Annotated in this window: 22 protein-coding genes and 1 pseudogene; 2 read left to right on the top strand and 21 right to left on the bottom strand. The window is 73.6% G+C overall.

Annotation, left to right across the window (positions count from 1 at the left end; genetic code table 11):
* Window positions 1–7: 7 nt before the first annotated feature.
* A complete protein-coding gene (locus tag CFT82_RS12280; protein WP_327078692.1) occupies window positions 8–457 on the bottom strand; it encodes a helix-turn-helix transcriptional regulator in 450 nt (149 codons plus the stop codon).
* Window positions 458–532: 75 nt separating this feature from the next.
* Window positions 533–706: pseudogene (locus tag CFT82_RS12275) on the bottom strand (HTH domain-containing protein); the annotation flags it as partial.
* A gap of 69 nt (window positions 707–775) precedes the next feature.
* Between CFT82_RS12275 and CFT82_RS08195 the strand changes: the two are divergent.
* A complete protein-coding gene (locus CFT82_RS08195) occupies window positions 776–1507 on the top strand; it encodes an alpha/beta fold hydrolase (RefSeq protein WP_088818583.1) in 732 nt (243 codons plus the stop codon).
* 102 nt (window positions 1508–1609) lie between these two features.
* On the opposite strand, the gene CFT82_RS08190 is transcribed toward CFT82_RS08195, so the two are convergent.
* The 5 genes from CFT82_RS08190 to CFT82_RS12090 form a co-directional block, all read right to left on the bottom strand.
* A complete protein-coding gene (locus CFT82_RS08190) occupies window positions 1610–2731 on the bottom strand; it encodes a branched-chain amino acid aminotransferase (RefSeq protein WP_088818582.1) in 1122 nt (373 codons plus the stop codon).
* 92 nt (window positions 2732–2823) lie between these two features.
* Window positions 2824–3918, bottom strand: coding sequence for a hypothetical protein (locus tag CFT82_RS08185; protein ID WP_088818581.1), 1095 nt, complete (start codon window positions 3916–3918; stop codon window positions 2824–2826).
* Complete coding sequence (locus CFT82_RS08180) at window positions 3915–4943, bottom strand: 2-hydroxyacid dehydrogenase (RefSeq protein WP_088818580.1); 1029 nt, start codon at window positions 4941–4943, stop codon at window positions 3915–3917. Before CFT82_RS08180 ends, CFT82_RS08185 begins: the two co-directional genes overlap by 4 nt.
* Before the next feature lie 27 nt (window positions 4944–4970).
* Window positions 4971–5486: a SixA phosphatase family protein gene (locus CFT82_RS08175; RefSeq protein WP_088818579.1), complete on the bottom strand. Its 516-nt coding sequence runs from the start codon at window positions 5484–5486 to the stop codon at window positions 4971–4973.
* 17 nt (window positions 5487–5503) lie between these two features.
* Complete coding sequence (locus CFT82_RS12090; protein WP_234994361.1) at window positions 5504–5878, bottom strand: class F sortase; 375 nt, start codon at window positions 5876–5878, stop codon at window positions 5504–5506.
* Between the two features lie 25 nt (window positions 5879–5903).
* Here CFT82_RS12090 and CFT82_RS12085 point away from each other — a divergent pair, with 25 nt between their 5' ends.
* Window positions 5904–6593: a hypothetical protein gene (locus tag CFT82_RS12085; RefSeq protein ID WP_234994360.1), complete on the top strand. Its 690-nt coding sequence runs from the start codon at window positions 5904–5906 to the stop codon at window positions 6591–6593.
* A gap of 55 nt (window positions 6594–6648) precedes the next feature.
* Here CFT82_RS12085 and gatB read toward each other — a convergent pair whose 3' ends face one another.
* The 14 genes from gatB to CFT82_RS08100 form a co-directional block, all read right to left on the bottom strand.
* A complete protein-coding gene (gene gatB, locus CFT82_RS08165) occupies window positions 6649–8214 on the bottom strand; it encodes an Asp-tRNA(Asn)/Glu-tRNA(Gln) amidotransferase subunit GatB (protein ID WP_088818577.1) in 1566 nt (521 codons plus the stop codon).
* A gap of 2 nt (window positions 8215–8216) precedes the next feature.
* Window positions 8217–9845: an Asp-tRNA(Asn)/Glu-tRNA(Gln) amidotransferase subunit GatA gene (gatA, locus tag CFT82_RS08160; RefSeq protein ID WP_088818576.1), complete on the bottom strand. Its 1629-nt coding sequence runs from the start codon at window positions 9843–9845 to the stop codon at window positions 8217–8219.
* Window positions 9846–9853: 8 nt separating this feature from the next.
* A complete protein-coding gene (gatC, locus tag CFT82_RS08155) occupies window positions 9854–10150 on the bottom strand; it encodes an Asp-tRNA(Asn)/Glu-tRNA(Gln) amidotransferase subunit GatC (protein ID WP_088818575.1) in 297 nt (98 codons plus the stop codon).
* A gap of 10 nt (window positions 10151–10160) precedes the next feature.
* Window positions 10161–10820, bottom strand: a complete 660-nt coding sequence (locus CFT82_RS08150) for a P-loop NTPase family protein (RefSeq protein ID WP_327078687.1) — start codon at window positions 10818–10820, stop codon at window positions 10161–10163.
* Window positions 10817–11203 carry a DUF488 domain-containing protein gene (locus tag CFT82_RS08145; protein WP_088818574.1) on the bottom strand — a complete coding sequence of 129 codons (387 nt, stop codon included), beginning with the start codon at window positions 11201–11203 and terminating at the stop codon, window positions 10817–10819. Before CFT82_RS08145 ends, CFT82_RS08150 begins: the two co-directional genes overlap by 4 nt.
* On the bottom strand, window positions 11200–11661 hold the full coding sequence (locus CFT82_RS08140; protein ID WP_234994359.1) for a glutaredoxin domain-containing protein: 462 nt from the start codon (window positions 11659–11661) through the stop codon (window positions 11200–11202). Before CFT82_RS08140 ends, CFT82_RS08145 begins: the two co-directional genes overlap by 4 nt.
* 3 nt (window positions 11662–11664) lie before the next feature.
* Entirely contained in the window at window positions 11665–13911 is a 2247-nt protein-coding gene (ligA, locus tag CFT82_RS08135; protein ID WP_200815100.1) for an NAD-dependent DNA ligase LigA, read from the bottom strand.
* A gap of 133 nt (window positions 13912–14044) precedes the next feature.
* The gene (locus CFT82_RS08130) at window positions 14045–15418 is read right to left on the bottom strand and encodes an NAD-dependent succinate-semialdehyde dehydrogenase (RefSeq protein ID WP_088818572.1); all 1374 of its coding nucleotides are present in this window, start codon (window positions 15416–15418) and stop codon (window positions 14045–14047) included.
* A gap of 118 nt (window positions 15419–15536) precedes the next feature.
* Entirely contained in the window at window positions 15537–16682 is a 1146-nt protein-coding gene (gene mnmA / locus CFT82_RS08125) for a tRNA 2-thiouridine(34) synthase MnmA (RefSeq protein ID WP_088818849.1), read from the bottom strand.
* 136 nt (window positions 16683–16818) lie between these two features.
* Window positions 16819–18159: an HNH endonuclease signature motif containing protein gene (locus tag CFT82_RS08120; protein ID WP_234994358.1), complete on the bottom strand. Its 1341-nt coding sequence runs from the start codon at window positions 18157–18159 to the stop codon at window positions 16819–16821.
* Between the two features lie 157 nt (window positions 18160–18316).
* Window positions 18317–19528: a cysteine desulfurase family protein gene (locus CFT82_RS08115; protein WP_234994357.1), complete on the bottom strand. Its 1212-nt coding sequence runs from the start codon at window positions 19526–19528 to the stop codon at window positions 18317–18319.
* A 65-nt stretch (window positions 19529–19593) separates the two neighbouring features.
* Complete coding sequence (gene hisIE / locus CFT82_RS08110; RefSeq protein WP_088818571.1) at window positions 19594–20208, bottom strand: bifunctional phosphoribosyl-AMP cyclohydrolase/phosphoribosyl-ATP diphosphatase HisIE; 615 nt, start codon at window positions 20206–20208, stop codon at window positions 19594–19596.
* Entirely contained in the window at window positions 20205–21002 is a 798-nt protein-coding gene (gene hisF / locus CFT82_RS08105) for an imidazole glycerol phosphate synthase subunit HisF (protein WP_088818570.1), read from the bottom strand. Before hisF ends, hisIE begins: the two co-directional genes overlap by 4 nt.
* A complete protein-coding gene (locus tag CFT82_RS08100) occupies window positions 20999–21820 on the bottom strand; it encodes a 1-(5-phosphoribosyl)-5-[(5-phosphoribosylamino)methylideneamino]imidazole-4-carboxamide isomerase (RefSeq protein WP_200815099.1) in 822 nt (273 codons plus the stop codon). Before CFT82_RS08100 ends, hisF begins: the two co-directional genes overlap by 4 nt.
* Window positions 21821–21847 lie beyond the last annotated feature (27 nt).

The raw sequence follows: 21847 nt of genomic DNA, 5'->3' as shown, positions 1-21847 counted from the left end.
CCTCCCATCACGGCCGACCACCGCCGACGCTGCGAGCGGCAGGCGGGGGTGTCCCGATCTCCCGAAGGTCGTGGCCGGCACACGGCTCGGTGGTCACCGTCGCGCTCTCGACCCGGTTCATCGCGAACCAGCGAACCGCCTCTCGCAGACGACACCAGGCGATGAGGAACCACTCGCCCTGCGTCGACGCGAACATCATCGGCTCGACCGGGCGAGTGGTTGCCACGCCCTCCTTCGAGACGAAGCGGATCCGGATCACACGCTGGTCGAGCATCGCCTCCTCGAGCGCTGACCTCACCGACCGGGAGGGACCCGAGCGGGGATTGACCCAGATGCGCGCAGCCAGCTGGTCGGCCTGCTGCCGGGTTCCCGGATCGAGCACGTCGACGATCTTGCGCACCCCGGCTGTCGCCAGGTCGGAGTAGGGCGCCTCCGACGACGCCGAGACGGCCGCCATCAGAGCCACCGCCTGAGCAGGCGAGAAGTGCACCGGTGGGAGGGCACTCGCCGGGCGCACCCCGTACCCGCCACCCGGCCCGGGACGGGACCAGAGGGGAAGACCGGCGTTCTCCAGAGCATCCAGATCCCGTTTGATCGTCCGGACCGACACGCCAAAGTCCTCCGCCAGCCGCTCGGCAGTACGGCCGCGCCTTCCACTCCGTCGCAGTGCCTCCGAGAGCGCGTGGAGACGCTCAGCCCGCTTCATCCCCACCCACTCCATTCATGCCACAAATGGTGACACAGGGTTGTCCACCCCCGCTGTCAGCATGACGTCATGACACAGCGAACACAGCAGCCGGAATCCCCCACCGTCATCCTCGTCCCGGGCCACTGGCTCGGCGCCTGGGCCTGGGACGAGGTGCTCGAGCAGCTCGTCGGCGCAGGCCTTCGCGCCGTCCCCCTGACACTGCCCGGGCTCGACGCCGACGACCCCCATCGATCCAGCCGAACCCTCGAGGACCAGGCCGCGGCGATCCAGGCCGCCCTCGACGCTGCCGGTGGAACCGCGGTCCTCGTCGCCCACAGCGGGGCAAACGCGCCCGTGAGCCTCGTGACGGACCGGAACCCGGAGCAGATCAGGCGCATCGTCTGGGTCGACTCCGGTCCGGCTGCCCCCGGAGGGATCCCGACGACGCAGCCGGGCGACACCTGCGAGGACGTGCCCCTGCCGTCCTTCGACGAGCTGGGAGCACAGGCCAGCCTCGCCGGACTCACCCCGGAGCAGCTCGAGCGGTTCCGGACCCTGGCGGTGCCCCAGCCCGGCCCCGTGGCGGGTGCCATCCTCCACCTGTCCAACCCGGCACGACGACAGGTGCCCACCACCCTGGTGTGCTGCTCGCTGTGCAGCGCCCAGGTCACGGAGCTGAGCGAAGCCGGGCACCCGATGTTCGCGGAGGTCGCGCAGCTCGCTGAGGTCGATCAGGTCGACCTGCCGACGGGTCACTGGCCCATGTGGAGCCGCCCCGCCGACCTGGCCCGCATCATCCACGACGCTGCTGCCCGGTAGCCCCGGCGCCCACGCCCCAGAGGGTTCCAGCGAACCCGGCAACGCACTGCGGCGGTGACTCCCGGGAGTCACCACCGCAGTGCTGGGGAGAACCGACTGGTCTCAGACCAGGCGGACGAGCCAGCCCTTGGTGTCCTCGGCGCGGCCGTACTGCAGGTCGGTCAGCGTGGTGCGCAGCTTCATGGTCACCGGGTAGGACTCCTCGAGCTCCTCCGAGCGGCCCTCACCGCCGACGGTCCACACGTCGTCGCCGTCCTTGAAGGACCCGACGGGGGTGATGACGGCGGCGGTGCCGCAGGCGAACACCTCGGTGAGGCTGCCGTCCTCGATGCCGGCCTTCACCTCGTCGATGCTGATCGGGCGCTCCTCGACCTCGTGGCCGGCGTCGCGGGCCAGCTCCACGAGGGACATACGGGTGACGCCCTCGAGGATGGTGCCGCCGGTCGGCGGGGTGACGATGCGGCCATCGGAGAAGGCGAAGAACAGGTTCATGCCACCCAGTTCCTCGACCCACTTCTCCTCGCGGTCGTCGAGGAACATCACCTGGGCGCAGCCGTGCTCGGCGGCCTCCACCTGGGCGGCCATCGAGCCGGCGTAGTTGCCACCGCACTTGGCGAAGCCGGTGCCGCCGAAGGCCGCGCGGTGGTAGTTGCGGGAGACCCAGATGTCCACCGGCTTCACACCGGACGGGAAGTACGGGCCGGCCGGGGAGGCGATCACGCAGTAGCGGGCCTCCTTGGCCGGGCGCACCCCGAGGAAGGCCTCGGTGGCGATCTCGAAGGGACGCAGGTACAGGGAGGCCTCACCGGTGGAGGCGTCCGGGACCCAGACCTCGTCGATCTTCACGAGCTCCTTGATGGCCTCCAGAAAGACGTCCTCCGGCACCTGCGGGAGGGCCAGGCGCTCGGCGGAACGACGCATGCGGGCGGCGTTCTTCTCCGGGCGGAAGGTCCACACCGAGCCGTCGGCGTGGCGGTAGGCCTTCATGCCCTCGAAGATCTCCTGGGCGTAGTGCAGGACACAGGCCGCCGGGTCGAGCTGCAGCGGGCCGTAGGGCTCCACGCGGGGGCTGTGCCAGCCCTGCTCCTCGGTGAACTCGACGGTCGCCATGTGGTCGGTGAAGTGCACACCGAACCCGGGGTTCGCGAGGATCTCAGCGCGCTCAGCCTCGGTCTTCGGGGACTCGTTGCGGGTGATGGCGAAGTCCGTGGTGGAACTGGTCATGCGGGGAACTCCTCGGATCAGACGGGTGACCGGCCGGTGGGCCTGGGTCCGGGGCCCACGCTACCCCTGCGACCACCCGCCTGTGAGAGCGGTCACCACCCGTGGGGGCGGTCCGTCCCCCCGAAGGTCTCCCGCAGCCGCAGGTGACGCTCCCGGGCCTGCTCGTCGGTCTCCCCGGCCGCCTGCGGCTGCCCGGTGTGGCTGGCGGGCGCGGAACCGATCAGGGCCACCAGGTGCTCGCGCCGCGGGCCGGCCGCCGACGGGCGGATGCCCTCCTGCCGGAGCCGGTCCAGCTCGGCCTCCAGACGGTGGACGACGGCCAGGTCCGCCACGACCGGGTCGAAGCCCCGGGCCACCAGGTCGTCCCGCCCGGCGGCCAGGACGGCCTCCAGGAGCGGGGTCACGCGGGTGTCGGCGTGATCAGCAGCGGCTGCCCAGTCCAGGGCGTCCACCTCGATGCCGGCGGCCCGGGTGGCGCCCAGCGCGTCGGCGTAGGCCACGGCCAGCTGCTGCGGGAGGGCATCGGCGCGGGCGTCCACCGCTGCGGCCTCCTCGGGCGTGGTGGGCACGGCCGGGGCCTGACCGATGCGGGTGGCCCAGCGGTGCAGCAGGTCCGGGCCGGCGGCCTTCCCCCGCGCCACCACCGAGACGACCGCCGGGGCGCCCCGCCCGTCGACGTAGGCCTGCCGGGTGGCCTCCGGCTCCCCGAGCAGCTCCACGAGCACGATCATCCCGCGGTGGCGGATCCGGGAGGCCCGCAGCGCCCGCCCCGCCGCGGCCGAGGTCAGGACCAGCAGGTGGTCGTCGGTGAGCACCGGGCCGACCTCCGCCATGTGGGCCCCGGTGGTGACCACGGCCTCGGCGTCCTGGACCGCATCGGCCACGGGCAGGGTGAAGAAGCCCTCGTCGACGGCAGCCGCGTGCTCCGGCCCGCCCTCCGGCGCACCGATGCGGACGTCCACGCCGGAGTCACGGAGGTTCTGGGCGTGCAGCTCGGCGGCCGGGTCGAAGCCGATGACAGCCACCTCCCGCTCGGCCACGACGGAGCGGTCCACCATCTCCGGGGTCCACCAGGTGGTGCCGTGAGCGCTCCCCCCGGCGTCGGCCCCCTGCGACCCGGACGGCAGCAGGGCGGGCGCAGCAGGGCGCGACGGCCCGGAGGACGAGGCGGGGCTGGAGGGCGTCACTGGGGCTCCCGGACGACGTTGACGAAGGCCTGACCGTCCGCCAGGCGCTGCAGCTGGGCCCGCACCAGGCGGAGCTGGCGGTCGGCCATCTCCGCGGTGATGCCGGCCAGGTGGGGGGTCAGGAACACCCCGGGGGTGCTGAAGAGTGGGTGCCCCTCCGGCAGCGGCTCCGGGGCGGTGACATCCACCGCCGCCCGGATGCGTCCGGACCCGCACGCCTCCACGAGCGCGTCGGTGTCGACCACCGCGCCCCGGGCGACGTTCACCAGCAGCCCGCCCTCCGGCATGAGCGCCATCTCCTCGGCCCCGATGAGCCCCTTGGTCTCCGGGGTGAGCGGGGTGATGAGGATGACCACGTGGTGCTCCGGGAGCAGGGCGTGCAGGTCGGCCCTGGAGTGGACGGCCTCGACGTACTCGTCCCCCGGCCGGTCCGTGGTGGCCACCGCGGTGACCCGGGCACCGCACGCGTGGACCCGCCGGGCGATCGCCTGCCCGATCGCGCCGTACCCGACCACGAGCACCCGCGACTCGTGGAGCGAACGGTTGCGCGCCTGCCAGGCGGGCGTCACCCGGTTCTCCCAGACCCCGGCGACCTGCGCGTCGCGCAGGGTCTCCAGGGAGCGCAGCCCGATGAGGGTGAGCGCCAGGGCGTGGTCGGCCGTGCTCTCCTCGTGCACCCCCTTGGCGTTGCAGATGCCGACGCCCTCGGGCAGGCGCTTCGTGAGGTGGTCCGTCCCCGCGCTCAGCGCCCACACCCAGCGCAGGGTCGGCACCGCGGCCAGCTCCGCGAGGGCGTCGGGCGCCATGCTGAACTGCTGCGGGATCGCTGCCACCAGCGGCGCGGCCGGGTCGTGCACCCAGGGGGTGGAACCGTCCCAGTGGGCCACCCGGACCGTGCGGGCCGCGCCGGTGAGCTCACCGCTCCCCCCGGTCAGCTCGGCCACCCAGTCCGGGTTCGGCACGGTGAGGGTGACGGTCCCGGTGGACTCGCCGTCGGTCTGCTGCACAGGATCGCTCTCGGACACGGCACCACCGTATCCGAGGAGGGTCGATCAGCCCACGAGGCGGGCGCAGTCCGGGGCGAGCCCCTCCCAGCTGGTGCCCTCCTCGAGCTCCAGCACGGCGTGGGAGCCCGGCACCCAGACCTCCGGCCACTCCCCGGTCAGCTGCCCCACCAGCGCCGGGAGCCCCGGCACGTGGCCGACCAAGACCACCCGGTGCACCTCGTCCGGCACGTCCGCCAGCACCCGGACCAGGTCCTCCGGGGAGGCGTCGTACACCGCAGGTGCCGGCCAGGTCTCGGCCACCGGGAGCTCGGCGGCCAGCAGCTCGGCCGTCCGCGTGGTGCGCACGGCGGTGGAGTGCAGGAGGAGGGCCGCCCCACCCCGTGGACCGGGGCCGCTCCCGGCCCAGCGAGCTGCGATCCGCTCGCCGGCCGCCCGGGCCTGCTCCTCGCCCCGCGCGGTCAGGTCGCGCTCCCGGTCGGCCTGCCCGGGGGCCGGGGGCAGGGCCTCCCCGTGCCGCACCAGCACGAGCTGATGGAGCCGGACCCCGGCGTGCGTCGGCATGCGTGGCCCCTCCCGCGTCAGGCCGGCTCGGCCAGCACGAAGACGTTGATGGACGAGTGCCCGCCCGTCCGTGGGGAGTCCGGGTCACAGGTCACGAGGGCGACCTTCGGGGTCGGCGAGTCACCCCAGATGCGCGAGTCCTTGGAGAGGGCGACCTTGTCGATCTCCTCGACCACGGTCACCTTCCACTCCCGCTCCTTGCCGTTGGCGTCGGTCATCGTGAACTTCTCTCCCACCTTGACATTCGGCAGGTGGTAGAAGACGTCCGGGGGGCCGTAGGTGACGTGACCGGCGATGACGCTCACGCCGTTCTCCCCCGGCTTGACCGTCTTGCCGTACCAGCCGGTGATGCCCGGCGGCGGGTTGAGCGTGCCCTTCGAGGTCAGACCCACCTCGGAGACCTCGCGGTCGAACCCGATGCTGGGGATCTTCAGGCGCGTCGGGGCCGCGACCGGGTCACCCGGCTGCGCGACATTCCCGGAGTCCGGCGCCGGCTGCGCGGAGCTGGGGCTGGGGGCCGGCTTCGAGCTGCTCGGCGAGGGCGCGGCCGACGAGGTCGAGGGGGCCGGCTCCGGCGCCTCCTCCTTAGAGCTCGGGCTCGGGGCGGCGGTGCTGCTCTCGGTCGTGGGGGCCGGCTCCGGGGCCTCCTGCGAGGTCGTCGGCGCGCCGGTCGGCTCCTTCGAGGTCGGGGCGGCAGGCACCACCGAGGCCGACTTCTCCGCCGTCGAGGCCTCCGCCGCGGAGGTCTCGGACGTGGGGGCGGTCGAGGGCGAGCTGCTCGAGGAGTCGGGCGAGCTCGACGAGCTGGTGGACGACGAGCTCGACGAGCCGGTGGACGACGAGCTCGACGAGCCGGTGGAGCTCTCGCTGCTGCTGGACGAGGAACCCTCCGAGGACTCCCCCGCCTCCGGCGAGGCCGCGACCACCGGGGAGTGCTCCTCCACCGGGGGCTCCCCACCGTCGAACCAGCCCAGCGCGCTGCCGGCCAGCACCACCACGCCGGCACCGGCCAGGCCGAGACCGCCCACGGTCATCGCTTTGTTGCTCATCGTCGTCTCCCCATCGTCAGGACCTGTGCCCGGTCCATGCCGGACCCTCCGAGGGTAGCCGCCGCGGGGACCAGTCCGGATGGTCCCCGCGGCGGACTCGCCGGCCCCGGCCGTCAGCCCGCGACGGTGGCCAGGATCAGCTCCCGGACGCGCGCCGCGTCGGCCTGACCCTTCATGGCCTTCATGACCTGACCGATGAGGGCGCCGGCGGCCTGCTCCTTGCCACCGCGGATCTTCTCCACGATGTCCGGGTTGGCCGCGATCACCTCGTCGACCGCGCCCTGGAGGGCACCGTCGTCGGAGACCATGGCCAGCCCGCGGGCGTCGGCCACCTCGGTCGGCGAGCCCTCGCCGGCGAGGACGCCGTCGAGCACCTGACGGGCCATCGAGTCGTTGAGGCGCCCCTCGGCGACCATGCCGTCGAGCTCGGCCACGGCGGCCGGGGTCAGCCCGACCTCGGTGGCGTACTCCTCGACCGACTGGCCCGCGTCGTTCGCGCGACGGGCCACCTCGCCGGACCACCACTTGCGGGCCCCGGCAGCCTTCGCCCCGGCGGCGATCGTGGCCTCGATGAGGTCCACCGCCCCGGCGTTCAGCACGTCCCGCATCTCCAGGTCGGTGAAGCCCCACTCCGCCTGCAGGCGGGCGCGGCGCTTGCCCGGCATCTCCGGGAGCGACTCGCGCAGGGTCTCCACGACGTCCCGCTCCGGGGCCACCGGCACCAGGTCCGGCTCCGGGAAGTAGCGGTAGTCGTCGGCATCCGACTTCGGACGACCCGAGGTGGTGACCCCGGTGTCCTCGTGCCAGTGACGGGTCTCCTGGAGGATCTCCTCACCGGCCTCCAGGACGGCGGCGTGGCGGGTGACCTCGTAGCGGACCGCCCGCTCGATGCTGCGCAGCGAGTTGACGTTCTTCGTCTCGGTGCGGGTGCCCAGCGGCACGACGGCCTGCTCGGCGTTCACCTGGCCCAGCACGTGCTCGGAGCCGGCCTTCGGGCGTAGCGAGACGTTCGCGTCGCAGCGGACGTTGCCCTGCTCCATCCGCACGTGGCTCACGTCGAGGGCCTTGAGCAGGTCGCGCAGCGTGGCCACGTAGGCGCGGGCCACCTCCCCGACCCGGTCGCCGGCACCGAGGATCGGACGGGTCACGATCTCGATGAGCGGGATGCCGGCACGGTTGAAGTCCACCAGCGAGTGCGTCGCGCCCTGGATGCGGCCCGTGGCACCACCGACGTGGGTGGACTTGCCGGTGTCCTCCTCCATGTGGGCGCGCTCGATCTCCACGCGGAAGACCTCGCCGTCGTCGAGCTCGACGTCCAGGTACCCGTCGTACGCGATCGGCTCGTCGTACTGGGAGGTCTGGAAGTTCTTCGGCATGTCCGGGTAGAAGTAGTTCTTCCGGGCGAAGCGCGAGTACTCCGCGATCTGGCAGTTCAGCGCCAGACCGATCCGGATGGCCGACTCCACCGCGGCGGAGTTCACCACCGGGAGCGCCCCGGGCAGCCCCAGACAGACCGGGCACACCTGCGTGTTCGGCTCGGCACCGAACTCCGTCGGGCAGGAGCAGAACATCTTCGTGCTCGTGCTGAGCTCCACGTGGACCTCGAGCCCGATGACCGGGTCCCAGGAGGTCATCGCCTTCTCGAAGGGCACGACCTTGTCACTCGTCTGCGTCGCCATCCTCAGGCCTCCTGCGTCTGGTCGTGGGCGGAACCGGTGGACTCACCCGGCACCTCGGCGGGCACCTCCGGCACGCGGAGGCGCACCGGCTGGCCACCGGCCGCGGCGTCGGCGGCCTCGATGAGGGCCTCCACGGCGGCACCGGCGGAGTACATGCGCTCGTCGGCCTGCGCCGGGGCGATCACCTGGAAGCCGGTCGGCAGACCGTCCTCCGGGGCCAGGCCCATCGGCAGGGACAGGGCGCACACACCGGCCAGGTTCACCGGGATGGTCGCGATGTCGTTGAGGTACATCGCCAGGGGGTCGTCCAGCTTCTCCCCCAGCGGGAAGGCCGTCGTCGGCGCCGACGGGGAGACCAGCACGTCCGCCTGCTCGAAGGCCGCGTCGAAGTCGCGCTGGATCAGCGTGCGCACCTTCTGGGCCTTGCCGTAGTAGGCGTCGTAGTAGCCGGAGGACAGCGCGTAGGTGCCGAGGATGATGCGGCGCTTCACCTCGTCGCCGAAGGCGGCGTCGCGGGAGGCGGCCATGACCTGCTCGGCCGAGGGGGCGTCCACGCCCTCGGGGCCGACCCGCAGGCCGTAGCGCATCGCGTCGTAGCGGGCCAGGTTGGAGGAGGCCTCGCTGGGGAGGATCAGGTAGTAAGCCGCCATGCCCAGGGCGAAGGAGGGGCAGGAGACCTCGACGATCTCCGCACCGGCCTCGCGCAGCTGCTGCAGGCGCGCCTCGAAGAGCTCCTTGACGCCGGCCTGGAAGCCCTCGCCGTCGACGAGCTCCTTGACCACGCCGACACGCAGGCCCTTCAGCGCGGCCGAGCCGCCCTCGGCGGCGCCGGTGCGGGCCGCCTCGAGCGCGGCCGGGGCCGGGGCGTCGATGCTCGTGGAGTCCAGCGGGTCGTGACCGCCGATCACCTCGTGCAGGGCGGCCGCGTCGGCGATGGTGCGCGAGCACGGGCCGATCTGGTCCAGCGAGGAGGCCAGGGCGATGATCCCGTAGCGGGAGACGCCGCCGTAGGTGGGCTTGGCGCCGACCGAACCGGTCACGGCCGCGGGCTGGCGGATCGAGCCGCCGGTGTCCGAGCCGATCGCCAGCGGGGCCATGAAGGAGGACACGGCCGCCGAGGAGCCACCGCCGGAACCACCCGGGATGCGGGTGACGTCCCACGGGTTGCGGGTCGGGCCGAAGGCCGAGTGCTCGGTGGAGGAGCCCATCGCGAACTCGTCCATGTTCGTCTTGCCGAGGATCGGCATCCGGGCGTCCCGGAGTCGACGCACGATGGTGGCGTCGTAGGGCGCCACCCAGCCCTCGAGCATCTTCGAGCCGGCCGTGGTGGGCAGGCCCTCGGTGCAGGCGATGTCCTTCACCGCGATCGGGACGCCGGCCAGCGGGTGCAGCTCCTCGCCGGCGGCCCGGGCGGCGTCGACCTCGCGGGCGGTCGCGAGCGCCCCCTCGGCGTCGACCTGCAGGAAGGCGTGGAGCACACCGTCGACCTGCGCGATCCGGTCCAGGTGGGCCCGGGTGAGCTGCTCGGAGGTGATCTCCCCGGCGCGCAGCTTCTCGGCCATCTCCAGGGCGGAGAGGGTGATCAGCGGGTCGAGACCCTCGACCGGCGGGGTGGTGGTGTCGGTGCTCATCGGTGCGCTCACTCCTCGTCCAGGATGCGGGGGACGCCGAAGCGACCCTCCTCGGCCAGCGGAGCCGCGGCGAGCGCCTGCTCCTGGGTCAGCCCCGGGCGCACCTCGTCCGGGCGCATGACATTGGTCATCGGGATCGGGTGGGACATGGCGGGGACGTCCTCGGAGGCGCCGTCGCTGATCTGGTCCACCCACTGGACGATCTGGTCCAGCTGACCGGCCAGACGATCGAGCTCGTCCGGCTCGAGGTGGATGCGCGCGAGACTGGCGACGTGCGCGACGTCGTCACGGGAGAGTGCTGACATGCCCCGCAGTCTACGGGCGGGCCGACGCGGGTCCCGGGGGTGCTGCGGCCACCCAGCGGTCCACCTCGCGACGGGAGCGCAGGCGCACCACGGGCACCTCCGGACGGGTCGTGCGGAGGGCCTGCACCCGCCGTGCCGCCTTCGGGTGGGTGCTCCACGCCCAGCGGACGATGTGCTCCGGGTCGGTGAGCACGTCCCGCAGCGGCCCCTCGGTGTTGCCGTTCCACAGGACCTCGCGGCGGAGGCGGCGGCGCAGGGTGCGGCGGACGACCTGGCGCATCACCCTGTGTCGGGGCAGGTCCAGCCAGACCACGAGATCCGCCCGCCGGGGCAGCAGGTCGCCGAGCTGCTGGGAGTACTGCCACTCGGTGATCCAACCGTCACCGGCGGTGAAGGCCTCCACCTCCTCGACGAAGGTGGGGCGGGGCGTCCAGCCCGGGCCGTGGAACAGGGCGTCGATCTCCACGTGCTCCAGGCCCAGCCGGGGCGCGACCCGGGAGGCCAGCGTCGTCTTGCCCGACCCGGAGGTGCCCACCACGAGGACCCGCCGGGGCCGGTGCGGCAGCGGGTCGTCCGGTCCGAGGAGGGCGGGCGGTGGGGTGCCGGCGAGCGAGGACGACGCAGCGGCCACCGGGGAGGGCTCGGGGCCGGGGCCGGCGGGCCCGCTCACAGGAGCCTGCGCAGAGCTCGGGCCAGCACCTGGGCATGGTTGTGCTCGGTGTCGCGAGCCGCGAAGAGGAGGGTGACCACGTCCGCCTGTCGGGCCTCGCGGGCGAGCTCCCGGAGTGCCTCGTGCGGCTCGCCCCCGGCCAACTCCGCGGTGTAGCGCTCTGCGAACTCCTCGAACCGGGCTGTTCGTTCCTCCCCCTCGACCGCGTGGAACCACTGGCGCAGCTCGGTCGACGGGGCCACCGCCTTGGGCCACAGGTCGTGCGGGAGCGCCTCCTTGCGGACGCCCCGCGGCCAGAGCCGGTCCACGAGCACAGCGAGGCCCTCGGTGCCGTCGGGGTCCTCGACGTGGTCCGCCACCCGGCGGGTGCGAACGGTGGTCATCGAGCGTCTCCTCCCCCGGTGGCCCCGGAGCCCCGCTGCTCCAGACGCCGGCGGACGAGAGTGGGATCCGGGTTCGTGTGCGGCTCACCGTCGAGCACCACGGTGGGCACCACCTCGTCGCCACCGTTCACCGAGCGGACGAAGGCGGCGGCCTCGGCGTCCTGCCAGATGTTCACCCACCGTGCACGCTCGCGCAGGCCCTTCAGCTCACGGCGCAGCCGGGCGCAGTACAGGCACCCCGGCCGCCAGTAGACGACCACCTGCCGTCGGTCGGCGGGCAGGGCGTGCGCCTCCTGGTGGGTCAGGCTGCGCCCGCCCCACCAGGGCGAGGACCACCAGGCCATGAACCCGAAGAACGCGGCGCCGAGCACGGCCAGCCCGGGGTGCCCCGCGTGGACGGCGGTCCACACCGCCCACGCGCCGGCCAGCACCTGCAGGATCCAGACCCAACGATCCACGGCTCAGTCCGCCGGGGGTGCCGGGGGCGACGGCGTCACGCCCTCGACGCGACCGGTCTCGAGCAGCTCGCGGAACTGGTCCTCGTCGAGCATCGGCACGCCCAGCTCCTCGGCCTTGGCGGCCTTCGAGCCGGCGTTCGCCCCGACGACGACGTAGTCGGTCTTCTTCGAGACCGACCCGGAGGCCTTGCCACCGCGGATGAGGATCGCCTCCTTGGACTCGTCCCGGCTGAAACCCTCCAGCGACCCGGTGACCACCACGGTGAGCCCCTCCAGGGTGCGCTCCACGGACTCGTCCCGCTCGTCCGCCATCCGCACCCCGGCAGCGGCCCAGCGGTCCACGATGTCCCGGTGCCAGTCGGTGCCCTCGCCGGTGAACCACTCCGTGACGGCCTCGGCGATCGTGGGGCCGACCCCCTCCACGGCCGCGAGCTCCTCGGTGGTCGACGAGCGGATGGCCTCCAGGCTGCCGAAGTGCGCCGCGAGCGCCCGCGCCGCGGTCGGGCCGACGTGTCGGATCGACAGGGCGACCAGCACCCGCCACAGGGGCTGCTCCTTCACCTGCTCCAGGTTCTGCAGCAGGCGCACCCCCACCGCGGAGAGCACGCGCCCCTCCCGGACCCCACCGGGCGGCAGGACCCCCTCGGGATCCCCCTCCTCGGCTGCCGTCAGCTCGGCCTTCTTCACCGCCCGGGTGTACAGGTCGGTCTGCAGGAGGTCGTCCGCGGTGAGCTCGAAGACGCCCGCCTCGTCGGTGAGGACGCCCGCCTCGAGCAGGGCCCCGGCCCCCTCCCAGCCGAGGGACTCGATGTCGAAGGCCCCCCGCCCGGCGAGCGAGAAGAGGCGCTCGTGCAGCTGGGAGGGGCAGGTGCGCTGGTTCGGGCAGCGGATGTCCTTGTCGCCCTCCTTCGCCGGGGCAAGCTCGGTGCCGCAGCTGGGGCAGTGGGTGGGCATGACGAACTCCCGCTCGGTGCCGTCGCGCAGGTCCGCCACCGGGCCGAGGATCTCCGGGATCACGTCACCGGCCTTGCGGAGGACCACCGTGTCGCCGATGAGCACCCCCTTGCGGCGCACCTCGTGGGCGTTGTGCAGGGTCGCCATCGAGACCGTCGACCCGGCCACCGTCACCGGCTCCATGACGCCGAAGGGGGTGACCCGCCCGGTGCGCCCCACGTTCACCTGGATGTCGAGGAGCTTCGTGTTCACCTCCTGCGGCGGGTACTTCCACGCGATCGCCCACCGGGGGGCCCGCGACGTGGCACCGAGCTGACGCTGCACGGCCACCTCGTCGATCTTCACCACCACGCCGTCGAGCTCGTGCTCGGCGCTCTCCCGGCGCTCCCCCCAGTGCTCGATGTACTCGGTGACCTCCCCCAGGGAGGTCACGACCCGGCTGTGCGTCGTGACCGGCAGGCCCCAGCCGGCGAGGATCTCGTAGGCCTCGGACTGCCGGGTGATGTCGAAGCCCTCCCGGGCACCGATGCCGTGGACGATCATCCGCAGGGGGCGGGAGGCCGTGACCCGCGGGTCCTTCTGCCGCAGGGACCCGGCCGCGGCGTTGCGGGGGTTCGCGAAGGCGGCCTTCCCGGCCTCCACCTGGCGCTCGTTGAGGTCGCCGAAGGCCTCGATCGGCAGGAAGACCTCGCCCCGCACCTCCACCAGGGGCGGGACGTCCACCGTCGCGGTGTCGGCGTCGTCGGCATCGGCCGGGCGGCGCAGCTCGTGCGGCACGCCCTCGATGGTGCGGACGTTGAGGGTGATGTCCTCCCCCGTCCGACCGTCACCACGCGTGGCGGCCCGGACCAGGCGACCGTCCTCGTAGGTGAGGTTCACCGCGAGGCCGTCGATCTTCAGCTCGCAGAGGTAGTGCAGGTCGGTGGTCCCGGCGTCGGCACGGGAGCGGTCGAACCAGGCCTGCAGGTCCTCGGACGTGAACGCGTTGTCGAGGCTGAGCATGCGCTCCGCGTGGTCCACCGCGTCGAAGGTGGTGGCCAGCGGCGCACCCACCTCCTGCGTCGGGCTCTCGGGCACCCGCAGGTCGGGGTGCTCCTCCTCGAGCGCCTCCAGGCTGCGGTAGAGCTCGTCGAAGGCCGCGTCGGAGATCGTCGGGCGGCCGAGGTAGTAGGCCTCCCGGTGCTGGCGGACCTGCTCGGCCAGCTCGTCCCACCGGTGCCGGTCGGCGGAGCTGGCCGGGGCCTGGGGGGCGCTCGTCTCGGTGGGGACCTCGGGCTCTGCGTTCTGCTCGCTCACGACGTCATCCTCCCTCACGGAGCCGACGACCTCCCGCCACGGGCGGGAGGTCGTCGGGCTCCACCGGTCCGGTCAGGGCCCACAGGCCGCGCCGACAGGTGGCAGCAGGTGGACGAGGAGGAGCAGGAACGAGTCAGTGCACCCGCACCAGCTGGTGGTTGGCGAACTCCGACACCCCGAACTCCGCCAGCTCCCGACCGAACCCGGACCGCTTGACGCCACCGAAGGGCAGGGCCGGCATGGTCGTCCCATGCTCGTTGACGTAGGCCATGCCCACGTCGAGGCGGCCGGCGACCTCCTGCCCGCGCTCCGGGTCGGAGGTCCACACCGACCCGGAGAGCCCGTAGGCCGAGGAGTTCGCGAGCTCGACGGCCTCGTCCACGCTGCCGTACCCGAAGACCATCGCCACCGGACCGAAGAGCTCCTCGCTCCAGGCACGCATCTCCGGGGTGACCCCCGTGAGCACCGTGGGCTCGACGAAGGCACCCTCCCCCTCACCCGCGCGCCCACCGGTGTGGACCGTGGCGCCGTGGTCGATCGCGTCCTGCACCTGCTCGAGGAGGCCGTCACGGGCCTCGAAGGAGGACAGCGGCCCGATGTCCGTTCCGTCGGCCAGCGGGTCCCCGACGGTCTGGGCCTCCACCGCGGCGGTGAGGGCGCGCGTGAACTCCTCGACCCGGTCGTCCGGCACGAGGATACGCTTCGGCGAGTTGCACGCCTGACCACAGTTGCTCATGCGGGCCCGGCCGACCGTCTCGGCCACCTCCACCATGTCGGCGTCGTCCAGCACGATCATCGCGTCGGAGCCACCGAGCTCGAGGACGACCTTCTTGAGGTGCTTGCCCGCCTGCTCCGCGACCGCAGCACCAGCCCGCTCGCTCCCGGTGAGGGAGACCCCGCGGATGCGATCGTCGGCGATGATCTCGGCAGCCCGGTCGTTGTCGACCCGGACGTTGCGGTACACGCCGGGCGGCGCACCGGCGGCGGTGAAGAGCTCCTCCATGAGCTCGGCCGAGGCGGCACAGATCTGGGCGTGCTTGAGGACGATGGTGTTGCCCAGCAGGATGTTCGGAGCCGCGAAGCGAGCCACCTGGTAGTAGGGGTAGTTCCACGGCATCACGCCGAGCAGGGCGCCGAGCGGCAGGGTGCGCACGAGGGACCGCTGGGCGCCCCGGGCGAGCCCCAGCTCGCGATCGGCCACCAGGTCCGGCCCGTGCTCGGCGTACCAGCGGTAGATGGACGCGGCGAGCTTGACCTCGCCGATCGCCTGCGGGACGGGCTTGCCCATCTCCAGCGCGATGGCCTCGGCCAGCTCCTGCTGCCGCTCCCGGTAGGCGTCCGCCACCCGGGCGAGGAGCGCGGCCCGCTCCTCCAGGGGGACGGTCGGCCAAGTGGAGGCGGCCTCGTGGGCGGTGGCGAGGACCTGCTCGACCTCCTCGGCCGAGTGCTCGGCGAACTCCTCGACGAGCTCCCCCGTGGCGGGGTTCTGCGTGCGGTAGGTGCTCATGGTGCGCTCCTTCGCGAATCGCTGTCCCCTCCGTCAACGACGGGCCCCCGGGGGTTCTGTTCCCGGTCCCAGGACCCGCGGGACCTGCCAGCGGTCCGGCACGGGTCACGGTCACGGGTCAGGGAGCGGCGACGGCGGGCTGCACGCGCTCGGTGGCCGCGATGGTCCCCGAGCCCACGACGCGGGTCCCGTCGTAGAGCACCACGGACTGGCCGGGCGCGACGCCCCGCACCGGCTGCTCGAGCTCCACCCGCAGCACCGGCTCGGAGTCCGGCGCCTCGGTGACCACCACCCGGGCCGGGTGCTCCACCCCGTGCGCCCGGATCTGTGCCCCCAGACGCTGCTCGCCGGAGGGGGCCGGGCCGCACCAGCGGACGTGGTCGGCCAGGATCACGTCCACCCCGAGCATCTCCTGCGGCCCCACCACGACCTGGTTGGTCGCCGGGTCGGTGCGCAGCACGTAGCGCGGGGCGCCGTCCTCGGCCGGCACCTTGAGCCCCAACCCCTTGCGCTGCCCGACCGTGTACCCGTGGGCTCCCCGGTGCTCCCCGAGCACCCGACCGTCGACGTCGACGATCTCCCCCGGCCGCTCCCCCAGCCGCCGGGCCAGGTAGCCGCGGGTGTCACCGTCGGCGATGAAGCAGATGTCGTGCGAGTCGGGCTTGCGGGCCACGGCGAAGCCGCGTCGCGTCGCCTCCTCACGGATCGCCGGCTTGGTGGTGTCACCCAGCGGGAAGAAGGCCCGGGCGAGCTGGTCGGTGTCGAGGACCCCCAGCACATAGCTCTGGTCCTTCTGCGGGTCCACGGCGCGGTGGAGCTCTCGGACGGTCCCGCCCGTGGGCTCCCCCGCGGCGTCCCGCTCCGGCCGCTCCACGATCTGCGCGTAGTGCCCCGTGGCCACCGCGTCGAAGCCGAGGGCCACCGCCTTGTCGAGCAGGGCCGCGAACTTGATCGACTCGTTGCAGCGCAGGCAGGGGTTGGGCGTGCGCCCTGCCTCGTACTCCCGCACGAAGTCCTCGACCACGTCGTGCTGGAAGCGCTCGGCCATGTCCCACACGTAGAAGGGGATGCCGAGCCGATCGGCCACCCGTCGCGCGTCCGCGGCGTCCTCCAGGGTGCAGCAGCCCCGGGCGGAGGTTCGCAGGGTCTCGGCCGACTGGCTGAGCGCCAGGTGCACTCCGGTGACCTCGTGCCCGGCGTCGAGCATGCGCGCCGCCGCGACCGCCGAGTCCACACCACCGCTCATGGCCGCGACCACGCGCAGACGTCGCCCGGAGGGTGCCGGGGCACCCTCGGGGGCGGTCTCGAGGGAGGACAGGACGGGCGCGCTCATGGGTCACCCAGTCTACGGAGCGCCCCCACCGGCTCGGCTCACGCATCTCGCGCCCTGCACCCACCCGCTACGGCGGCTCCTCCCACTCCCAGCGTCCGTCGACCCTCCGGGCCGTGAGCCCGTCCCGGTGGACCACCGTGTGGTGCCGTTCGCAGAGCAGCGCCAGGTTGTCCACGTCGGTGGGTCCGCCGTCGGCCCAGTGCCGCACATGGTGGGCGTGGCACCAGCCCGGTGGCCTCGTGCAGCCGGGGAAGGTGCACCCACCGTCGCGGACCAGCAGGGTGGCCCGCTGGGCGTCGGTGGCCAGGCGTTTCGCACGTCCGGTCTCCAGCGGTGTGCCGTCCGCACCGAGCACCATCGGCACGATCCCCGCGTCACAGGCGGCCTGTCGCAGCTGGGCAGCAGTGAGGACGTCCCCGAGGGAGGTGACCCCGAAGGTGACCGCCCCGTCGTCCGTGAGCTCCTCCACGCCGCGCGCCCATCCGGTCCGCCGCGCCCCGACCTCTCGGAGCCGTTCCGCCAACCCCTCGGCTGTCATGGTCACCACGAGCGTCGTCGAGCCGGACAGGCCACACCCACCCGCCGTGGGGTCGTCGTCGGCCGCCTGGGCCCGTTCGACGAGCTCCAGCAGGGCATCCGCTCGACGACGCGCCGGGCTCCGCGGATCCCGCACCGGCTCACCGTCCGACCCCCGCTCCGAGCGAGGGCCCGAGAGGCCGTCGACCGCGGCCCGGACGCGGGCAGCGTCCGGCTGGTTGAGGTCCAGCTGGAAGCGCACGAGGCCCGTCGGGAGCGCTCGCTCGGTGAGGCCGCTGCACTCCTTCGCGCGGGCGTCCAGGTCGTCGAGTCGGTCGTCGCCGTACCGGGCCATGATCTCCCGGGTGAGGCGGCGCAGCTCGCGCCGCGAGGCGTCGGCGGCGGAGGCCCGCACCAGGTAGTGGCCCAGCACCTCGGAACGATCGGCACCCGGCAGGAGGGGAAGCACCTTCGCGGACTCCTCCAGCGCCACGGCGGCGTGGTCGACGCTCACTCCCCCGCCCCAGACGGCCTGCTGCAGGGAGGCCGTGCCCGGTTCCAGCGAGGCCTCGGCGACCACGGCTACGCTGCGGGCGCGGCCGGGCTCGACGACACCGCCCTGTCGTCGCACCCAGTCGGCCGGCGAGGCGGCCCGGGAGGCCTGCACCGTCCCCCGGCCCACGGCCTCCGCCGTCAATCCGGTCATGGCGGCCTCCGCGGCCCGCACGAGATCTCCCAGCGCCTCGACGGCCCCCGCGAGATCGCCCTCCCCCAGTCGCCACAGGTGGGGCCGCACGGTCTCCAGCGCGGGCGCCAGCTCGCGGGCCCGTTCGAGCAGCCCCCAGACGTCCGCGGGCGCACCCTGCTCCCGCATCTCCACCACGGTCGTCACGGCCCCACCCCCTCGGTGCGCTCGTCAGAACCCCCGGGACCCCACCGTCACCCTCCGACGGGTGCCCCTGACGACACCTTCACAGTACAGGTGGCCCACTTTCTGCACAACACATGTTCTATGACCTGTGCAGGGGCCGCATCCGGCCTGGGGAACCTCACACGCGCGCCGCCGCCCGCGCCCGCTCGACCACCTCCGGCAGCACGGCGACGAGACGCTCCACGTCCTCCGGCGTCGAGCTCCACCCCAGGGACACCCGGAGCACCGACTCCGCCTCGGCCTCACCGTGACCCATCGCCAGCAGCACCGGGCTGGGCCGCGTCACCCCCGCCGAGCAGGCCGAGCCCCCGGACACGCACACCCCCTGCGCGTCGAGGAGGAAGAGCAGGTCCTCGCTGCGACAGCCCTCGATCGTCAGGTGGGCGATGTGGCTCGCCCGAGGGGCACCGGCCCCGGTCACCCGGATGCCCGGGTCGAGCGCCAGCACGCGCGCCTCCATCTCGTCCCGCAGCCCGCGCACCCGCTCGCCCTCGTCGGCCAGCTCCTCGACCGCCACCCGCACCGCCGCCGCCAGCCCCGCCACCAGCGCCACCGGAACCGTCCCCGAGCGCACGCGGGCCTCCTGACCACCCCCGAACCCGATGGGGGCCAGCCGCACCCCGCGCCGGACGACGAGCGCGCCGACTCCCTGCGGGCCGCCCACCTTGTGCCCGGCCAGGGAGAGCAGGTCCAGCCCGGAGGCCGCGAAGTCCACCGGCACGTGGCCGATCGCCTGCACCGCGTCGCTGTGCACCACCGCCCCGTGGCGCCGGGCCACCTCGGCGAGCGCCGGGACGCCCTGCGCCACGCCCGTCTCGTTCTGCACCCAGGCCACGGTGGCCAGCGCGGAAGCCGCGGCCGGCCCGGCACCCCGGAGCGTCGCCGGGCCGGCCCCGCACAGCGCCTCCTCCCAGGCCGCACGGTCCACCTGCCCGCCCTCGTCGAGCGCGGCCTCGTGCACCGGGATGCCCCGCCCTGCCAGGTGCGCCACGGCCCGCGCCACGGCGGCGTGCTCCACCGGGGTGGTGACCACCGGTGCCCCCTGCGCCACGCACTCCGCGTGGGCGCCGAGCACCGCGAGATTGTCCGCCTCGGTGCCCCCGGAGGTGAACACGATCTCCGTCGGGTGGGCGCCGATGGCCGCCGCCAGCTCCTCCCGGGCCTCCTCGACCCGGGCCCGCACCCGCCGTCCCGCCGCGTGCGTGGCCGAGGGATTGCCCGGTAGGCCGGCCAGCTCGGCCATCACCGCCGTCACCTCCGGCCGCTGCGGGGAGCTCGCCGCGTGGTCCAGATAGGTGAGGGTGGATGCGTGCAGGGTCGATGCGGTCACGGTCGCCTCCTCGGTCCCTCCCGCGGGCCGGGAGGGGTGCCGCCGATGGTGGCACGGGCGACGGCTCACCGGCCGCGGCGGCTCCGCAGCAGCTCCTCCACCTCGGCCAGCCCCAGCCCCCGGTCGCGCAGCAGCACGAGCAGGTGGAAGACCAGGTCACCGGCCTCTCCGACGAGCTCCTCGTCCCCCTCGTCCACGGCCGCGAGCGCCGTCTCGACGCCCTCCTCGCCGACCTTCTGGGCGATGCGCCGGGTCCCACCCTCGAAGAGCGAGGTGGTGTAGGAGCCCTCTGGCCGCTCGGCCTCCCGCCGGGCCACGAGAGCGTCGAGGCGGTGCACCTCCGAGGACGGTGCCCCCTCGAAGCAGCTGTCGGTCCCGGTGTGGCAGGTCGGGCCGGTCGGGCGCGCCAGCACCAGCACGGTGTCGGCATCGCAGTCGAGCCGGAGGTCCACGAGCTGCAGGGTGTTGCCGCTCGTCTCACCCTTCACCCAGCGCTCGTGCCGGGAGCGCGACCAGAAGGTGACCCGCCCGGTCTCCCGGGAGGCGTCCACGGCCTCGGCATCCATCCATCCGAGCATGAGCACCTGGAGGGTGTCCGCGTCCTGCACCACCGCCGGCACCAACCCACGGCCGGCGTCCTGCGCCTTCGAGAAGTCGATCGCCTGCACGTCCACGCTCATCGCCGCACCTCCACACCGGCCGCTGCCAGCTCGTCCTTGACCTGTCCGATCGCCAGCGCCCCGGAGTGGAAGACGCTCGCCGCCAGGGCCGCGTCGACATCCGCGTCGCGAAACACCCGCACGAAGTCCTCCACGCTGCCCGCACCGCCGGAGGCGACCAGCGGCACCGGGCAGACCTCCCGCACCGCCGCGAGCTGTTCGAGGTCGTACCCGGTGCGCACCCCGTCGGAGCCCATGCAGTTGAGCACCACCTCGCCGGCGCCCCGGTCGACCACCTCGCGCACCCAGTCCAGGGTGGAGCGGCCGGCCTCCCGCATCGCGTCCGGGTCCCCGGTGTGCGAGCGCACCCGCCAGGTGCCGTCCGCGTCCCGCAGCGAGTCGATGCCGACCACGACGCACTGCACCCCGAACTCGGCCGCCAGCTCACCCACGAGCTCGGGTCGCTCCAGGGCGGGGGTGTTCACGGAGACCTTGTCCGCCCCGGCGTGCAGGACGGCGCGGGCCTCCTCGACGCTCCGGATCCCGCCGGCCACGGAGAAGGGGATGTCGAGGATCCGCGCCACGCGCCCGACCCACTCCCGGTCCACCGTGCGCCCCTGCGGGCTGGCGGAGATGTCGTAGAAGACCAGCTCGTCGGCGCCCTCCTCGCGGTAGCGGAGCGCCAGCTCCTCGATGCCGCCCACGTCACGGTGGTCGGTGAAGCGCACGCCCTTGACCACCCGCCCGTCGCGGACGTCGAGGCAGGGCACGATGCGGCGGGCCAGGCGGGAGCCGGGTGTCGTGGAATGGGTCATCGGGCCCCCTCCCCGTCGGCCAGGCCGGCCAGCCCGTCGGCCACGACCTCGCGCACGGTGAGCGCGCCCTCGAGCAGCGAGCGCCCGAGCACCACACCAGCGCAACCGGCCGCGCGGGTCGCCCGCACGTCCGCGAGGTCACGGACCCCGCCGCTGGCCTGCACGGCCAGCCCGGGCGCGAGATACCGCAGGTGCTCGTAGAGCGCCAGCCCCGGACCGCTCATCATCCCGTCGCGGCTGATGTCCGTGCACAGCACGTGCCGCAGCCCGGCCTCGGTGTAGCGGCGCAGCAGCCCGGTGAGGTCCACCCCGGAGTCCTGCGTCCACCCGGCCGTCGGGAGCTCCCAGCGGGTGCTGCCCTCCCCGGCGTCGGCGTTCGGGTCGTCGGTCACCGGGCGCGCGTCGAGGGCCACGGTCACCCGCTCGGCACCGAGCTCGGCGACCCAGCCGGCCACCGTCTCCGCCTCGCGCACCGCAAGCGAGCCGATGACGACCCGTTCGGCGCCGCTCGCCAGCACGGTGTCGACGTCCTCCCGGCTCCGCACCCCGCCGCCGGTCTGCACCCGCAGCCCGGTCTCGGCGACGATCCGGCGCACCAGCTCGCCCTGCCCCCAGCCGCCGGTGCGGGCGGCGTCGAGATCCACCAGGTGCAGCCAGGCGGACCCCTCGGCGGCGTACCGGGCCGCCCGGGCCACCGGGTCCACCGGATAGCTCGTCTGGCGGTCGTAGTCCCCCTGCTGCAGGCGGACCACCGCCCCGTCGCGGAGGTCGAGCGCCGGGTAGGGGGTGAAGGTCATGGGGTCCTCGTCAGTGGTCATGTCGTCCTCGTCGTCCGGTCACGCCTT

The organism is Kytococcus aerolatus (genome assembly GCF_900187395.1).
GTDB lineage: Bacteria > Actinomycetota > Actinomycetes > Actinomycetales > Dermatophilaceae > Kytococcus > Kytococcus aerolatus.
This window is presented reverse-complemented; position numbering and strand designations above follow the sequence as displayed.